Consider the following 16141-nt stretch of genomic DNA (forward strand, 5'->3'; position numbering starts at 1 on the left):
TATAGAATTTATCGTCTAGCGGATTTTCGTATTCGAGCAAGTTATGTTTTTTTGCCACTTCGTCGTTTAGTACACTATCAAAATCAACCGCCTTAAATATCACCTCGCGGCGTCTATATGGGCCGCCTTCCGTCGTTCGTACGGTGTTTGCGTTGGCGATGTTGGAGCTAATGACGTTCATTCTAAAACGCTGGGCGCTTAGTCCGTATCCGCTAATATCAAAGTCGCTTAAATAATTGCTCATAATCTATCCTTAAATTTTACTGCTAGCGTCGATCACGCTTTTAAATATCTGGCCGCTTTGCCTCATAGCTCGGTCGAGTGCGGTTATCATTATCGCGTTTTTGCTAAGCTCGGTCGTTTCGACGTCTAGATCGACGGTGTTTGCGTCGTTTCGCGCCATGTGTCCGTCTCGTAAAAATATTGTCGCCCCGTTTGACGCCGGAAAATCCACGCGAGGAAAGTGCGCGTCGTCCGTTTGCGCGAGTTTTAAAATTTTATTTTCGTCTTTGCCGTAGATTTCTTGCGCCGTTTGCGATAAAGCCGCTTCAAACGCGATGTCGCGGGCTTTGTAAAAAGGCGTGTCGATGTTTGCTATGTTGCTAGAAATCATTTGCTGGCGTAAATTTCTGCTTGCCAGCGCGCTTTCTACGAGCGGTTTTGATTTTGAGGTTTGGATACCTGCGAACATTTTCTTGCCTTTTTTATATAAATTTTACGAGATAATAAGCAAAAGACGTTCCAAATTTAGAGTAAATTTTTAAATTCGCCAAAGCCGCTAGGCTGATTTTTTAGTTCGTTAAATTTGGCTAAAAACTCGCTTCGTCTCATCGCTTTTGCGCCCATAAATTTTAAATGTTCGTTCATAACCTGGCAGTCGATGAGAAAATTAAACGGCCCTAAAGCGCGGCAAAGCGCGATGAGAGCAACCTTTGACGCGCCTGTTTTTAGGCTGATCATACTTTCGCCGCAAAAGACTTTACCGAAAATTTGCCCGTAAAGTCCGCCTGCTAGTTCTCCGTCATCATACACCTCTACGCTATGCGAGATACCTAGACGGTGCAAATTTAGGTAGGCGCGTACGATGTTTTCCGATAGCCACGTTGGTTCGCGTTTTTCGCGCTCGCTTTTGCAGATTTTTAGAAAATTTTCAAAGTCGTAGTCAAACCGTACTTCAAATTTTTTAAGCGCGGATTTTATGCTTTGTTGTACGCGCACTTCGCTTGGAGCTAGCACTGCGCGCGGATCGGGCGACCACCAGTATATGGGCTCGCCGGGTAAAAACCACGGAAAAATGCCTTTGTTGTAAGCTTGCAAAAGAGCCTCGGCGCTCAAATCGCCGCCGAGGGCTAGAGGGGAGTTTGCGGGAGCATTTGCGGGGTCTGGGAAGTTATAAATTTTTTCCAAATTTGACCCCGCATCCGGTTATTTTAGAGTTTCAAATTTAAACGCCAGCTCGCCGTTTTTTAGCGTGATGTTTGCGACGCCGCCGTTTTTTAGCGCGCCGAAAAGTATCTCGTCGCTAAGCTTGGTCGAAATTTCGTCTTGCACTAGGCGTTTTAGATTTCTGGCGCCGAATTCCTTGCTATAGCCCTTTTGCCAGAGGTATTTTTTAGCTTCGGCGGAGGCTTTTAGGACGACTTTTTTCTCTGCTAGGCTTGCGTTTATCTCGTTAATTATCTTTTGCGCGATGAGGCTTAGCGCGTCCTCGCTAAGGTCGTTAAAATGCACGATTTTATCGATTCGGTTGCGAAACTCAGGGCTGAAAAATCCCTTTACCGCGGAGTCTGCTTTATCGCTTTCGTCTTTGCTAAAGCCCAGCGTCGGAGCCTCTTTTGAGCCCAAATTTGAGCTCATTATGATGACGGCGTTGCGAAAATCGCTCTTTGCGCCCGTGTTATCGGTGAGGCTAGCGCCGTCAAAAATTTGCAAAAAGACGTTTATCATCTCGTCGCTGGCCTTTTCGATCTCGTCAAACAAAATCACGCTATAAGGGTGCTTTTTAACGGCGTTTGTAAGTATGCCACCCTCTTCAAAACCGACATATCCCGGAGGCGCGCCGATGAGACGCGAGACGCTGTGTTTTTCCATGTATTCGCTCATGTCAAACCGCTCGAAATGCACGCCCAAATTTCGCGCTAGAGCCGCGCTTAGCTCGCTTTTACCCACGCCGCTTGAGCCTGTAAATAAAAACACGCCGACTGGCGCGTTTGGCTGCTTTAGCCCCGCATAGGAGCGCTTGATTGCCGCCACTAGCGTATCGACGGCCTCGTCTTGGCCGAAAATTTCATACTTTAACCTCTGGGCTAGGTTTTTCAAATTTGCCGCAGCGTCAGATTTTAGATTTGTATCCGGGATATTTGCCATCTTGCTTAAAACCGCGCTTAGATCGGACATTTTTACGGTTTTGCTTCTGTTTTGTAGGGCTAGAGCCGCGCCGACCTCGTCGATTAGATCGATGGCACTATCGGGCAAAAATCTATCGTTTAGATATTTTTTGGCTAGCTCCACGCTTTTAGCTAAAATTTCGTCGCTAAATTTGACGCCGTGAAAGCTCTCGTATTTGGCGCGAAGCCCTTTTAGGATCTCGACGCTCTCGTCCGTGCTAGGCTCTACGACGTCGATTTTAGCAAATCGGCGCGAGAGGGCTTTTTCTTTTTCAAAAAAGCTGCGATACTCTGCGTACGTCGTCGCTCCGATGCAGCGTAGTGAGCCGTTTGCGAGAGCCGGTTTTAGTAAATTTGACATATCAAGCCCGCCGCCGTTCGTGGCTCCCGCGCCCACGATCGTGTGGATCTCATCGATAAAAACTATCGCGTCCTCCTGCTCGGCCACCTCGTCCATCACGTCTTTTAGACGTTTTTCAAAGTCGCCGCGATACTTCGTGCCAGCTATCATCGCGCCGATGTCTAGTGCGAAAATTTGCGCCTGTTTTAGCCGTTGCGGTACTTCGCCGCTTGCGATTTTTAGTGCGAGCCCCTCGACTACGGCGGTTTTGCCCACGCCCGCTTCGCCCACTAGGATTGGATTATTTTTCTTGCGGCGGCTTAGGGTTTGCATTAGCCTTGCTAGCTCGTTTTCTCGTCCGATGATCGGATCGATTTTGCCCTCGGCGGCTAGTTTGGTTAAATTTGACGAGTATTTGGCGAGGTTTTGGAAGTTTTTGGCGCGAGCCTGCTTGTCGTCTTTTGTTGATTGCTTGATCTTTTGCGGATCGACGTCGTAAAATTCTAAAATTTTAGCTCCGTACGTGTCGCCTTTAGCCGCGATTTTAAAGAGCAAATCCCTGATACCGACGTTTTTATCTTTTAGTTCAGCGTTTAGCTCTTTAAAAATTTGCTCCAAAAGCACCGTCATGCGCGGCTGTTTGTGGTGCGGCACCTGCTCGTTGGTTTGCAGTAGATAGTTTTTTAGGTCGCTTTTTAGTCCCTCGACGTCCGTGAGTCCGGCCTCTGCTAGGATATCTCTAGTCTCTTCGTTTAAATTTACCAGCACGAAAAGCACGTGCTCGCTGGTTAGATACTCGTGAAAATTCGAGTAGGCAAACTGCCCGGCCTTTTCCAAAAGATAGCTTAAATCCGAGTCAAACATTATTTCCTCCTCTTTGCGCCTTTTGCGCGCCCGTTTTTACGGGCTACTCTTCCTCGACGACGGCCTTTAGCGGATAGCCCGCTGCGGCTGCGGCTTTTAGCGTTTGGTTTTGTTTGGTTTGGGCGATCTCTTTATTGTAGATGCCCGCCACTCCGCTGCCTTCGTTGTGGATTTTTAACATCACGGTTACCGCGCTTTGGACTGTGTGGTGAAAAATCTCGACCAACACGCTCACGACGAAATCCATACTCGTAACGTCATCGTTTAGTAAAATAACCTTAAATTTACGCGGAAATTCGGGTTTTTCCTTTAGCGCGACGTCTCGCTCCCGCTCGGTAGCGGTTTTAGCGGGCATTTTTTATTCTTTCAAAATCCTTCGTCATCGCGTCTAGATGGATGCCGCCTAGGTAGTATTTCACGCCGAATTTTCCGCTATCTACGTCGGTTAGCTCCTGATATACGCCGCCTTTTAGCACCATTTTTATCGGCACGCTCTCAAGCCGCTCGTATTTTATATCCTCTAAAATTTGCGCCGAAAGCCTGTCGTTGGTCTTTATATCGTTTGAGATAAAGTAAAAGGCGTTGTATTTTTGCGCGAAATTTTCCACGACGTATTCGTTCGTGACGTTCTCAAAGTGCGTGAGAGCGACTATCGTAAAGTCGTTTAGATGATCGATCTGAAATTTGGTGAGATCGGGCGCTTCTTTTTGACACGGCGGACAAAACGTGCCGAATATATCAAACATCAAAATTTTATCCTCGTCGCCCTTGATTACAAAGCCGCCATCGACGCGTTTTAGCGTGAGGTCTTTGCCAAACACGCTCTTTAGCGCGATCTCCTCGCCCGTTTTGTAGCCTTCTATCTTTGCGGGAGCTTTTGCCGTCTCGTCCTCGCCGCAGCCTGCTAGAAATATCGCGCAGGCCAAAGCCGCAAAAATCGCCTTTACGGTTTTTTTCATATTATTTTCCTTGTTTTGATCTTAGTTCGGTTATGCTTTCGCCGCCAAATCCGTAGTCGTCGGTGCTAACTTCCTCTATCACGACGACGGTTCTGCTAGCATCGCGCTTTAGCGTATCGCCCAGCAGTTTCGTCACGCCTGCTATTATCGCGCGCTTTTGCTCGGCGCTTACGGCCTCTTTTTCTTTTGTGATTTTTATATTTACGTATGGCATCTGCTTTCCTTAAACGTATTTTTTCATCGCCGCACGAGCCTCTTTGTCGGCTTCTTTGCGTTTTATCGTCTCGCGCTTATCGTGCAAATTTTTACCTTTTGCAAGCGCTACTCGCGCCTTTACGATGTTTTTGTCGTTTAGATAAAGCGCTAAAACCACTAGCGTGAGGCCGTCTTGCGTGACTTGACCGAAAATTTTATCTATCTGCTTGCGGTGCATCAGTAGCTTTCTAGGAGCTCTTTCATCCGGGCGAAACGCCGAGTGCGTCGTGTTTAGGTGGCTGATGTGCGCGTTTAGCAAAAACAGCTCGCCCTTTATCACGCGCGCGAAGCTATCTTTTAGATTGGCTCGGCCAGCCCTTAGAGCCTTTACCTCGCTACCCTTTAGCACGATGCCAGCCTCGAAGGTCTCGATGATGCTAAAGTCAAACAAAGCCTTTTTATTTTTGGCTAAATCCTTACCCATTTTTTACCTTTTATTTTAAGAAAAACACGCTAGCGCCGCTGCCACTGAGGAAAAAATCTTTAAATTTATCCATCTGCGGATAAATTTTAAAACACGGCTCAAAAAGATCGTTTAGCTTGCGATTTTCGTATCGCTCCAGCAGCTGCGCCGTCGTCATTTCGCGCATTTTTTCCGCCGAATTTACGTCGATGCTATCCATAAAATTTGCCCTAAATTCGCCGTAAACCGCAGGCGTCGAGCAAAAGACGCCGGGCGTTAAAATTTCTACCTCTGGCACGTCGTCGTCAAAATCGCTTATTATCTCGCCGATACCGCTAACGTTTGCCGCCTCGAAATCGCTAGCGAAAAACGCCACGTCCGCTCCGATATTTGCGCCTATTTTCATCAAATTTTTGCGCGTTAGTTTTAAATTTAACTCCTCGTTCGCCATCTTTAAAAACGTAGCCGCGTTTGAGCTGCCTCCGCCTAGACCCGCGCCTAAAGGGATTTGCTTTTTTATCACGATTTTATGCGAGGCGAAAAATTCGTCCAGCTCGTTTTTAAAGCCCGCTTTTTCGAGCTCAAATTTGGCCTTTAAAACGATATTATTTTCGATATTTTCGTTATCGCACTCAAGCGCGAAGCCGCTTGATTTTTCAAAGAAAATTTCGTCGTAAATCTCGCGCCTTAAAACAAAGCGAGAGACGATCTCGTGGTAGTTGCCGCGAGTGCCGACGATCTTTAAAAACGAGTTTATCTTCGCGTAGCTTTTCATTATTTTACGATTTTATCGCTCAGCTCTTTTAGGCTCGCTTCGCCCGCGCCGTTTAGGGCCTGTTTGTTTTCCGCCGCTACGTCCTCGACGAGCTCAGAGCGCAGGATCATCATATTTTTAGGCGCGTCGATGCCGATTTTCACGCCGCCTTTTGAGATGCCTACGACCGTGATTTTGATATCGTTTCCCAGCATTATGCTTTCATCTTCTTTTCTTGCGAGTATTAGCATTTTTCGACCTTATTTAGTTTATATGTTACGGTTTCGTCTTTGATTTCAATGATACTAAAAAATTCATCAAAGTTTATTAAATATAGCCCCTCGGCGCCAAATTTTAGCTTTTCTACGCTCAGTTTTTTGCCAAGCATTACGTCTGCGGGATCGCCTAGATATTCGTTTTGCGGTAGCGAAATATAATCAAGCGGATTTAAAAACCTCTCGTTTTCATAAACGAATTTACCTTCGCTCACGCGTTTTAGCGCGCTTAGAGTAGCTCTCGCGCCAAGCTTTGCGGCTAAAATTTGAGCGTACGAGCGCACGTACGAGCCCTCGCTAACGCTAATGCGAAAGCTCAAAAACGGATGCATATATGCCCTCAAATTTACGTCAAAAACGCTCATCGTTTGGCTTTTTAGCTCAAACTCCTCGCCCGCTCTTGCCAGCTCATAGGCGCGTTTGCCGCCCACGTGCTTGGCGCTAAATTTGGGCGGCACGTAGGCGATCTCGCCCTTTAGCTCGCTTAGCGCAGCTTTTACATCCGCTAAATTTAACTGCGGACAAATCGTGATCTCCTCGATATTTTCGTTATCTAGGCTAGCGCTTGTAGCTCCTAGCCACATCGTCGCTTCGTAGATTTTTGGCGTTTTATCTATGTAGTTAAAAAGCCGCGTGTGATTGCCCAGAGCCACGATCAGGCAGCCGCCGGCAAAGGGATCAAGCGTGCCCGAAAAGCCCGCCTTTTTGACGCCGTATTTGCGCTTTAGCCTACTTAGGAAATGATTTGAGCTGATGCCTGCGGGCTTATTTGCGACAAAAAGCGCGTTCATTTAAATTTGACCTTTGGAGGTTGCGTTAAATTTGATCCGCGAGCGTCAAAATTGAGCGCGTAAATTTGATCAAATTTGACGCGGTATTTAGCCTGCAAGGCCTCAAATTTACCCATTTTCACACCGCTTTTTCGACGAAGCTAGACATTATCTCGCGGCTGATTCCGCCGAAATTTATCGTTAGCTTTAGCTCTTTTTTGATCTTCGTTACCGCCGTCACGCGCCCGATACCGAAAATTTTGTGCTTGACGAGGTCGCCTTTTTTGTATTCGCCCGCGGCTTGCGTTTGCGTCTGGATGATGAGGCTGCCGCTGCAAACGCCTGCTTCGCTTAAAAATCTGCTCTTTTCCAGCCTCGTTCTCTGGCCTTTATAAAAGCGCGAATTTACAAAGCTTAGCGTTAGGGTTTTTTTGGCGCGGGTGATGGCGACGTAGGCTAGGCGTCGCTCCTCCTCGATGTCGCTACCCTCTCCTAGAAGCGGGAAAAATCCCTCCTCAAGCCCGATCACGAAAAGATGCTCGAACTCAAGCCCCTTGCTAGCGTGGATGCTCATGATCGAGATCGCCTCGCCGCCGATGTTATCCTGCTCGCTTTGTAGCGCGATCTCGTTTAAAAACTCCTCTATAGAAAAGCTTGGATTTTGCTTGATTTGATCCTTGATCGTGGCGTAAAACTCGTCGATGTTCGCCACGCGCTCGGAGCCGTCGGGCAAGCTCTCGTAGTATTTTTTGATGCCGAATTTCGCTTCTAGTTTATCCACTAGCTCATAGGGCGAGTCGCACTCTTTTAGCTCTCTTAAATTTGCCGCAAATTCGCCAAGGCTAGAGACGATCTTTTTGCTTAGATCCTTGTCGTTTTCGTCCAGGCTAGATATCGCTTCAAATAGCGAAAATTTGTGCTCGAAGGCGATTTTTTCTATCTTTGCGAGGCTTACTTTGCCAAGGCCGCGTTTTGGGCGGTTGATGACGCGCTTTAGAGAAAAGTCGTCGTTCTCGTTTGCGACCAGCCTTAGGTAGCTGATGACGTCTTTGACCTCGGCGCGCTCGTAGAATTTAACTCCGCCGACCATTTTATACGGGATTTTTTCTTTGGTTAGGCCTTCTTCGAGCGAGCGGGAGAGGGCGTTTATGCGGTACAAGATCGCGATATCGCTAGCCTGTGCGCCGCTGTCAAGCAGCTTTTTGATACGTTTGGCTACCTTTAGGCTCTCCATCGTTTCGTCGTCTGATTCCATTAGCGCGACGTCCTCGCCACCTTCTTTTGTGCTTTTTAGTTCCTTACCCAGGCGGTTTCTGTTATGGTCGATGAGCTCGTTTGCCGCGCGTAAAATTTGACTCGTCGAGCGGTAGTTTTGCTCTAGTCTTATGACTTTGGCGTCTTTAAACTGATCTTTAAAATTTAATATATTTTCGATTTTCGCGCCACGCCAGCCGTAGATACTTTGATCGTCGTCGCCCACGACCGCGATATTTTCGTGCGTTAGGCAGAGTTTGCGCAAGAGTCTGTACTGAAGGTCGTTGGTGTCTTGATACTCGTCCACCATCACGTAGGCATACCTGCGCGAGATCTCGCGCGCTAGAGCTTCGTCCTCGTCTAAAATTTTATAGCTAAGGCAGAGTAGGTCGTCAAAATCCACGAGGTTGTTTGCCGCCAAGTACTCCTCGTAAAGCTTGTAGATGTTTGCTAGCTTTGCGTGGTAGCCGTCTTTGAAATTTTGCCCGTTTGCAAACATGCCGCCGTGATTTAGCACCTCCTCTACGCTTAAAAGCGAGTTTTTGAAATTTGAGATCTCGCTAGCTAGCACCGAGGTCGGGATATCGCCCTCAAAGCCCTTTAAAATCCGCTTTTTATCGTCCGTGTCGATGATGACGAAGTTATTTTTGCGCTTTAGGCGGTCGATGTAAAATTTCAAAAACAAAAGCCCGAATTTGTGAAAAGTACAAAGCAGCGGAGTGAAATTTTTACCTGCGTCGCCCAGCATTTTTAGCGCGCGGGTTCGCATTTCGCTTGCGGCTTTGTTTGTGAAGGTTAGCGTTAGGGTGTTTGACGGCGGGATGCCAAGCTCGCTTATGAGATAGGCTAGGCGAGTGGTGATGGTTTTGGTTTTACCGCTGCCGGCTCCGGCTAAAATCAGCATCGCTCCGTCCGTATGCGAGGCCGCCTCGCGCTGGCTTTCGTTTAGTTCGTCTAGTAAATCGGGCATTAAAATTCCTGCTTTATTTATTAAAATGATTAAATTCTAACAAAATAAGCTTAAAAATCGCCGCTGATTTAAATTTGGGTCTGATTAAGAGCGTTTTCAGATATAAATCAATACAATATTAAAAATATGATTTTATAAGCTGATATAATAATAAGGAGCCTGGCATGATCAATGATTTTAGTAAATTTTATACCTTTATGGAGATAGTGAAAGAAAGAAGCTTCTCAAAAGCCTCAAGAGCGCTTGGCATCTCGCAGCCCGCAGTTACTTTGCAGATGAAAAAGCTCGAGGAGATGCTGCAAACTACGCTAATAATGCGTAAGAAAAACGGCATAGTTCTAACTCACGAGGGCGAGAAATTTTATAAACTCTGTACTCAGTTTGAAAGCGCGATGTTTCGCTTTAAAGACGAGCTGGCGCGCATAAAAACGGACAAGGTGCCGCTAGTCATCGCCACCACGCAGCTCATCGCCGAGGCGGTCATCTCGATACTGCTGGATAAGATCTCGCAAAGCGTAGGCAGCGAGCTAGACATCAGGATAAAAGAGCAAAATGAGCTCATAAACTACCTAAAAGACCGCCGCAGCGACATCGCCATAATCCTTGAGCAGTCGCTTGATAGTAGCTTGCTCGTTAAAAAACTATTCGACTACGAGCTGATTTTGGTTTCAAATAAAAAAATCGCCGAAAGCGTGAAGCCCGAGGAGTTAGTTAAATTTAAATTTATCAAAGATAGAACTAGGACTTACCTCGACGATATTTTGCATAAGCACGGCGTGGACGCGCATGCGCTTGACGTGGCGTATTCGCTAGACGGTTCGATAATGGTCTGCCGCGCGCTGGCTTCAAACCATGCCGATACGTACGTGGCGTTTTTGCCGAGATTTTTGATCGAAAACGAGCTAAAAAACGGCAGGCTGTTTGAGATAAACATCTCTAAATTTAAGCTCACTCGCTCGGTTTATGCCGCCGCGCTAAAAGAAAACGAGGAAGCGCTGCATAAATTTCTAAAGATCAAGACGAGCTTTAATTTTTAATTCGCTTTAGCGCGGACGCTAAATTTGACTAAATTTAGCCGTTGTGCCGCATAAATTTAAAATACTCTCGCGAAAATTTACGCGAAATCCTTGCTAAGCCGAGATCAATCTCGGTTTGGCGATTTTATAATTTCAAAATTTAAAACTAAGCCGTCAAATTTGACTGTAAATTTATTATTTTTTAAAAGCGAAAAATAAGTTAAGAATAAAAGCAAGGAGACGGGCAAGAGCCCGTCCGAATAAGAATGCGGCTTAAAACGTAAATTCCCAGTTTAGCCTGAAATTTCTACCGGCCGAGTAGAAGCGGTTGATACCTAGTCCCGTGGTTCTATCGATCATGTTCATGGTGCCAAACGGCCTGATGGAGCGCGCAGCGTCCCAAGTGATGTATTTTTCGTTGGTTAGGTTGTAAACGCCCAGTCTAAACGTCAAATTTTTAATCGGGCGCACGTAAGTTACGACGTCTACTAGCGTGTAGGCGTTGCTTCGCCATTTTGAGTGGCTGTTTGTATTGTATGGATTGCCGTACGGGTCGGTATCTAGACGCCAGAACATATTATAGGTGTCTTTTGCTTTTTTAGATGCGACGTTAGTTACATAGATATCGGCACCGAATTTATCCGCCGGGCTTGCGTAGCCTAGACCATAGATCGAAGTAGTCGGCTGTATGGCGTTCATCGGCACTTTACCGTCGTTACCCGTTTGTACTCTGCCTTTTTGCAGCGTTAGTTTGTAGCTAGCGTGAAAGCCCTCTAGCGCGTCTGAAATTTGACCAAAATGTAACATGGAGTTTATCTCAAAGCCGCGTACGGTTGCTTTGCTGCGGTTTACGTTGCCGTATAGCGCAAAAGGTATGGTGTTGCCGCCGCCGCCAGTGGCGTAGCTTTTAGTGCCTAGAGATATTAGGTCGATAAAGTTATCGTATTTGGTCTCAAAAAAGCTAGTTGTTATAAAGCTTTTATCTTCGTGTAGCGTCAATGCAAGCTCTTTTGTCTTAGCTATTTCAGGTTTTAGATCCGGATTTGGCTGGACGGTAAAATCAGGATGCTTAAACGCTAGATATAGTTCGTCCGTGGTCGGCGCTCTAAAGCCTTTGGAGTATTTTAGCTGTATCCTAAAGTAATCTAGCGGATCGATGTCGGCTCCGATGGCATAAGAGCTGTTGGTAAATTTTTTATTTTGAGCGATGTATTTTATATTTGCTAGCGCGTTATTAGGCGCTTCTTGCTTCCATGCGTCGTGGGCTATTTTCCACTCGTCTCTATCTGTGTAGTCCCACCATTTTGGCTCCGGACTAGGATTATACGGTACGAAAAGGCCTAGCACCATATCATCCGGGATTTTAGGCGTAGAGCCCGGGACGTAGTTTGGTTTATATTTTATCTTGTCGTAGCGGTAGCCTAAATTTATCCCCAACCAGTCGTTTACTTGCATATCGTCGTTTAGATATAGCGCGCCTTCTTTTGTTTTAACCGGGATGAGAAAAGACGTGAGAGGCTCGGTTCTAGGGCAAAGCGCGTAAAGTAGCGTTAGCGGCGCGTTTTCGCACGTATACGGCGTGCCGGTAAAATCCGTACCTAGAGTCTTAGGCGCCCACCACTGGTTGCTTGTGGTATCGTAGCCTTGCTTGTTTGTCATGGATTTTTCGGTTTTGGCAAAGCTTAGTCCGTATGCGATATCGTGCTCTACGTCACCCGTTTTGGCGTATTTGTTAAAGTCTAGGTTAAACTGTTTGGTGTTTGTGTCTAGATCTCGCTCTTTCCAATCGCGGCTTATGTAGCCTTTGCCGTATGGAGTGATTAGATATCCGCTCTGCGAGCTTTGTTTAAAGGTCTTGCCCGTGCTCGCGTCGGTATAGCTTCTGTCTAGCGGAACGGTTGATTTGACGTATTGATCGGTGGCGTAGTCGTATTTTAGCACGTCGATGTTTGGCTGGGAGCAGTCAAATATAGAGCAATCTAGCCACGTATTGCTTACGTTTTGATTGATGCTAAATTTATTCTGCTCATGGACGTTTCCTCGGCTATCTACGAGTCTGTTTACCCACGTTAGTCCGCCGTACTGCGGATCTACTTCTTGGGTTCTTTGTAGGGTTACTTCGCCGCCGTATTTATCGACAATCTTGTTGTTTTTAACCTGAAGTCCGATAGGATTTGAAATTTCGGAGCAGTTTTCTCCTGCTTGGCAGTGTTCCTCAGTTCTGGCGCGGGATTTGATTTTTTGGTTGGAGTATGTAAATTTCATCGTATCCCACAACGGAGTTTCGCTAAAATTTTCATAGGCAAAAGCGCGATTTTTCCTATCCATCATATCGTCGTTGTATCTTAGGCCGGTATCTACGATCTCGTCCCTGTTGCTAGAAAGCGTAAGCGTGTATGATAGGTCTTTGCCTTGAGATCGGTTTTTGTAGGTATCTGACATAAATGTAAATCTATGCTCCTCGTGAGGCTGGAAGCCTAGCTTAATGAGACTGCTCGTTTTTTTGATATAGTATGGGTCGGCCTTTTCTCTGGTTCTGCCTAGCACGTTATCGTCATAGTCCTTGTAGCCGTAGTTTTCCGTCTCGTGATGTCTGCGCTTAGTTTGTACGGCTAGGATATCAAACCACTTAAACCTACCGGCTAAGGTATGCGAGTGTATGGTTTGATTATCGGCGGTATTGTAGCCGCCTTTGTAGCCGTAAAAATAATCCTTATCCAGCAAAAGATCCCTTGCGTCTTTTGTTTCAAACATCACGGAGCCGCCTAGAGACCCAGAGCCCGTACGAACGGAGTCCGCGCCTTTTGCTATGGTGGCTTGTTTTAGCGTTTCAAATTCCACGCCGTTGCGGGTGTTGTTAAAGTTTCCGTATCCTTCAAATAGCTCCTTAAAGCCTTGCGAGCTTAGCGTCTGAGCCTGATGTAGGCCGTCTACCGTGATAGCCACGCGGTTTTCTTCCACGCCTCTTATCGCGTAACCGCTCTGACCGAAACGCCCTGCCTCCACCGTCGTTACGCCCGTTTCGTACCTAACGAGGTCCCTATTATCCGAGACCTGCGTTTTGGTTAGTTCTTTGGAGCTTTTTACGTTTTGGCCGACCTTTTTTTGCAGCGGATCATTCTCGGAGCCTGCTTCGCCGCTAACCGTTACTTCTTTTAGCTCGACTTCAGCCTCTTTTGCATTTAAATTTGACAAAAGAAGCAAAGCGGCAAGAGAAAATTTAAGATGGTTCATTCTTGTCCTTATTAACAATTAGTTTTGATATTCATTTGCTATTAAATGCGAAATGATAATAAATATTTGTTTATAGTTTGATTAAAAATAAGTTGTTTATCTTAAAAATTATAAATCAATTTTTTATATTAAGGAATAAGAATATTGATATTAGCAAAACCGCTGTAAGTAGGATAATATTTTGCTTAAGTAAATTTGGTAAATTTAAGATGAAATCCGCGTCCGTCAAAATACATACGCAAAGCGTAGTGAGCGCTATAAAGCCGCCTATTTGGGCAAAACTAATATCGCCCGGCCTGAATGAAGGAAGAGCGTATAAAAGTAAACCTATAAAAAATAGCGCGAGCAAAACGGCGGATAAAATTTTGCTCACTTTTTAAATAGATCTTTATTATTCGGGTTTGACATTAGTGCCGACATCGACTTTTCGAGCTGATTTTTTTGAGATTTGTAAATGGAAAAATTTACCAAAATCGGACTGTTTTCTACTAAAATTTGAACGATCGCTCCAAGCGGAAAGCTAACGACGCTGGCGAAATTTTCCTTACCGAAACCCGCCTCAAAGCTTAGCTCGTCCGGAGTTAGCTTGGCGCTGCTAAAAGTGTAGCCGGCAAGAGTAAAGACGATAACGGGCGCCGTAAAAGTGCTCTTAATATACTCCGGCAGCTCGGGGCTAAATTTGACTAGATCAAGGTTAGCCATCGCAGAAAAGGAGCGGTCGTTTTTTAGCAGATACTCTACGCACTCAAAAACGTGCTCCTTCATCATCGCCGCAAATCTATCGTCGTCTAAAATCTCATCAAGCATTTTGCCTCCTTTTGTGCCTTTTTAAATTTTGCCGTCTATCGCGGCGCCGAATTTGACCTTAAATTAAACACAAAATTTAGCGTCAAATTCGTAGCCGTCCGTGTTCTCAAATTTAGTCAAATTTGCGCTCGCTACGCTTCGTGGCAAAACTCCTCCACTAGCTTTCTAACCTCGTTTATGCCGATCTGCCAAAACGCCGCGTCCTCGATATCAAAGCCGAACATCCCGACCAGCTCTTTTGGCGAGCGCGAACCGCCCGCGCTTAAAAACTCGGTGTAAATTTGCACGAAATTTTCGCATTTGCCGCTTTTATAAAGCCCGAAAATCGCCAGCACCAAAAGCTGCGCGTACGAGTAGGCATAGCAGTAAAACGGCGTATGGATAAAGTGCGGTATGTAGCTCCACCAAATTTTGTAGTAGTCGTTTAACGCGACGCTTTTTCCGAACATTTTTGCGCTCTCTTCGAGCCAAATTTTATTTAGCTCATCAGCACTTATCTCGCCCTCGTGAGCGTGAACTCGGCGCTCAAAGGTCGTGAAGTTTATCTGGCGATAAAGCGTGGCGAAGATATCCTCGATCTTGCCCGCGAGTAGGGCGGTTTTTTCTTTGCCTTTTAGCGTGCTTTTGACGTGATCAAAAACCAGCATCTCGCAAAAGACCGATGCCGTCTCTGCCGTAGTTAGCGGCGTGTCGGCGTTTAGAAATCCTACGCTTTCATAGGCTAGATTTTGATGCGCGGCGTGACCTAGCTCGTGCGCTAGGGTAAAAAGATCCCGCCTTTCGTCGGTGTGGTTTAAAAGCACGTATGGATGGGCTTTTGTGACGCCTGATTGCGAAAAGGCGCCGCCTCGTTTATTTTCGGCCGGATAAACGTCGATCCAGCCCTCTTTAAACGCGCGAGCGGCTATCTCGCCGAATTTTTGGCTAAATTTGGCAAAAGTCTCGAGTACGATTTTTTTGCACTCTTCAAATTTATAAACACTCTTACTCTCGCCCAGCGGCGCGTATCTATCGTAGTCGTAGAGCTTTTTAAAGCCTAAAATTTTGCGCTTTTTTTCATAAAATTTAATCGGCAGATCAAAGCTCGTCTCGGCGGCCTTTATCAGTGCGTCCACGCTGGCTTTGGTCGTTTGGTTTGAGAAATGCCGCGGACTTTCGGGTAGGCCAAAATTTCGCAGCTCGCAGCTAGTTTTTAGGCTAGTTTTTATCATATTATAGATGTAGCTAAGCAGATGCTGCTGCGGCGCTAGGCCGTCTGAGAGGCTCTTTGCGGCCGCTTTTCGCTCGGCTCGGTCTGGGCTGTGAAGTTTTGACAAAATCTCCTCTTCGCCCAGCATCTTGCCCTTAAATTTAAACTTAAGCGCGCTTAGCGTCTCGTCAAAAAGCCGCGAAAAGCCTTCCGCGCCCGTGTTTGCCGTGCGGAGTAAAATTTGCTCCTCTTTTAGGCTTAGCTGGTGGGCTTTTTCTTTTGCGATACTATCTAGATAGTAGCCAAGTCTTTGGCTTTTAGCGATGATTTTGTTTTGACGAGCCTCGTCAAATTCGTTAAATTTAAGCTCAAAAAAGAGCAGATGATTTTGCGCTTTTGAGCTTAGCTCGTCAAATTTGGCGTAAAACGCGCCCTTTGAGGTGTCTTTTGAAAAAACAAGGCTCACGTAAATTTGCACGCGAGCGATGTTTTCTAGCAAATTTTCATATTCATTAAGCGCGTTTAAAAACTCCTCGTCGCTTAAATTTAAAAATTTATCCGAGTATTTCGCCTCGAATTTTTCGCACTCGCTTTGTAGCGAAAGAGCCGAAATTTCAAGCTCTTTTTCGTTTTTAAAAAGCGGGGTCAAGTCCCAAACGTTCAT

The 16141-nt window shown here is 46.0% G+C and carries 16 protein-coding genes; 1 reads left to right on the forward strand and 15 read right to left on the reverse strand.

Translation table 11 applies throughout. The features are described 5' to 3' along the window. From ACTTJF_RS05465 to ACTTJF_RS05520, 12 genes are all read right to left on the reverse strand, one after another. The coding region (locus ACTTJF_RS05465; protein ID WP_442551099.1) for a flagellar basal body protein at positions 1-244 on the reverse strand (244 nt) is incomplete at its 3' end. Positions 245-253: 9 nt separating this feature from the next. Next, complete coding sequence (gene flgB, locus ACTTJF_RS05470; RefSeq protein ID WP_002946578.1) at positions 254-691, reverse strand: flagellar basal body rod protein FlgB; 438 nt, start codon at positions 689-691, stop codon at positions 254-256. Positions 692-747: 56 nt separating this feature from the next. After that, positions 748-1407 carry a leucyl/phenylalanyl-tRNA--protein transferase gene (gene aat / locus ACTTJF_RS05475; protein ID WP_442551100.1) on the reverse strand — a complete coding sequence of 220 codons (660 nt, stop codon included), beginning with the start codon at positions 1405-1407 and terminating at the stop codon, positions 748-750. Positions 1408-1425: 18 nt separating this feature from the next. Further along, complete coding sequence (locus ACTTJF_RS05480; RefSeq protein ID WP_442551101.1) at positions 1426-3591, reverse strand: AAA family ATPase; 2166 nt, start codon at positions 3589-3591, stop codon at positions 1426-1428. Between the two features lie 43 nt (positions 3592-3634). Continuing rightward, entirely contained in the window at positions 3635-3946 is a 312-nt protein-coding gene (locus ACTTJF_RS05485) for an ATP-dependent Clp protease adaptor ClpS (protein ID WP_442551102.1), read from the reverse strand. Next, positions 3936-4550 carry a TlpA family protein disulfide reductase gene (locus ACTTJF_RS05490; RefSeq protein WP_442551103.1) on the reverse strand — a complete coding sequence of 205 codons (615 nt, stop codon included), beginning with the start codon at positions 4548-4550 and terminating at the stop codon, positions 3936-3938. The genes ACTTJF_RS05485 and ACTTJF_RS05490 overlap by 11 nt, the downstream gene beginning before the upstream one ends. A gap of 1 nt (position 4551) precedes the next feature. Beyond that, positions 4552-4764 (reverse strand): tautomerase family protein, encoded by a 213-nt coding sequence (locus ACTTJF_RS05495; RefSeq protein WP_297936992.1) that lies wholly within the window; start codon positions 4762-4764, stop codon positions 4552-4554. A 9-nt stretch (positions 4765-4773) separates the two neighbouring features. Beyond that, a complete protein-coding gene (gene smpB, locus ACTTJF_RS05500; protein ID WP_298946082.1) occupies positions 4774-5229 on the reverse strand; it encodes an SsrA-binding protein SmpB in 456 nt (151 codons plus the stop codon). A gap of 10 nt (positions 5230-5239) precedes the next feature. Continuing rightward, positions 5240-5983, reverse strand: a complete 744-nt coding sequence (locus tag ACTTJF_RS05505) for a 4-(cytidine 5'-diphospho)-2-C-methyl-D-erythritol kinase (protein WP_442551104.1) — start codon at positions 5981-5983, stop codon at positions 5240-5242. Further along, the gene (gene csrA / locus ACTTJF_RS05510; RefSeq protein ID WP_002946591.1) at positions 5983-6213 is read right to left on the reverse strand and encodes a carbon storage regulator CsrA; all 231 of its coding nucleotides are present in this window, start codon (positions 6211-6213) and stop codon (positions 5983-5985) included. Before csrA ends, ACTTJF_RS05505 begins: the two co-directional genes overlap by 1 nt. Then, complete coding sequence (truB, locus tag ACTTJF_RS05515; protein WP_442551105.1) at positions 6207-7028, reverse strand: tRNA pseudouridine(55) synthase TruB; 822 nt, start codon at positions 7026-7028, stop codon at positions 6207-6209. Before truB ends, csrA begins: the two co-directional genes overlap by 7 nt. Positions 7029-7146: 118 nt before the next feature. Further along, on the reverse strand, positions 7147-9231 hold the full coding sequence (locus tag ACTTJF_RS05520; protein WP_442551106.1) for an ATP-dependent helicase: 2085 nt from the start codon (positions 9229-9231) through the stop codon (positions 7147-7149). A 164-nt stretch (positions 9232-9395) separates the two neighbouring features. Here ACTTJF_RS05520 and ACTTJF_RS05525 point away from each other — a divergent pair, with 164 nt between their 5' ends. Further along, the gene (locus ACTTJF_RS05525) at positions 9396-10268 is read left to right on the forward strand and encodes a LysR family transcriptional regulator (RefSeq protein WP_185897730.1); all 873 of its coding nucleotides are present in this window, start codon (positions 9396-9398) and stop codon (positions 10266-10268) included. 252 nt (positions 10269-10520) lie between these two features. Here the strand turns inward: ACTTJF_RS05525 and ACTTJF_RS05530 are convergent, their stop codons facing one another. The 3 genes from ACTTJF_RS05530 to ACTTJF_RS05540 form a co-directional block, all read right to left on the reverse strand. After that, positions 10521-13481, reverse strand: a complete 2961-nt coding sequence (locus ACTTJF_RS05530; RefSeq protein WP_442551107.1) for a TonB-dependent hemoglobin/transferrin/lactoferrin family receptor — start codon at positions 13479-13481, stop codon at positions 10521-10523. A gap of 369 nt (positions 13482-13850) precedes the next feature. Then, positions 13851-14288, reverse strand: coding sequence for a hypothetical protein (locus ACTTJF_RS05535; RefSeq protein WP_442551108.1), 438 nt, complete (start codon positions 14286-14288; stop codon positions 13851-13853). Between the two features lie 131 nt (positions 14289-14419). After that, positions 14420-16141 carry a M3 family oligoendopeptidase gene (locus ACTTJF_RS05540; RefSeq protein WP_442551109.1) on the reverse strand — a complete coding sequence of 574 codons (1722 nt, stop codon included), beginning with the start codon at positions 16139-16141 and terminating at the stop codon, positions 14420-14422.

The sequence above is a fragment of the Campylobacter sp. genome (assembly GCF_052170435.1).
Taxonomy (GTDB): Bacteria; Campylobacterota; Campylobacteria; order Campylobacterales; family Campylobacteraceae; genus Campylobacter_A.